The organism is Pseudomonas sp. SIMBA_068, assembly GCF_046534705.1.
GTDB lineage: Bacteria > Pseudomonadota > Gammaproteobacteria > Pseudomonadales > Pseudomonadaceae > Aquipseudomonas > Aquipseudomonas putida.
In genome coordinates, this window is the sequence record NZ_JAWRYI010000247.1 from 1 (window position 1) to 312 (window position 312).

A 312-nucleotide genomic window follows, 5' to 3' on the forward strand; every position below is an offset into this window, starting at 1 on the left:
TGGATGATTCGGAACAGCTTCAGCCTGCACATCTGCAGCGCAGCAAAAAGGGCCGCTTCATGCCGCGGGTTCCGCTGAAAAAGTGATCCCGCTCCAGCAACCCCGCCGAACGGCGGGGTTTTTGTTGATATTCGTTGACGCTGCTCATGGCATCGCCGGGTTGCACTCGCCGGATAGCCGTGGATGTGGTTTTCTGGCGCGGCATTTCAGCAAAGGGAGATTGAATGCTCATGCGAGTCAGGGAAGAGACCTATTGGCAGTGGGCGGACGCTCAGCTGCACAGCCGCAGCCACGATGAAGCGCTCAGTGACG

1 protein-coding gene is annotated in these 312 nt (G+C 58.7%); it reads right to left on the reverse strand.

Annotated elements, in window-relative coordinates; translation table 11 throughout:
* Positions 1-19: 19 nt before the first annotated feature.
* The gene (locus SB756_RS29025) at positions 20-232 is read right to left on the reverse strand and encodes a hypothetical protein (protein ID WP_410912983.1); all 213 of its coding nucleotides are present in this window, start codon (positions 230-232) and stop codon (positions 20-22) included.
* Positions 233-312 lie beyond the last annotated feature (80 nt).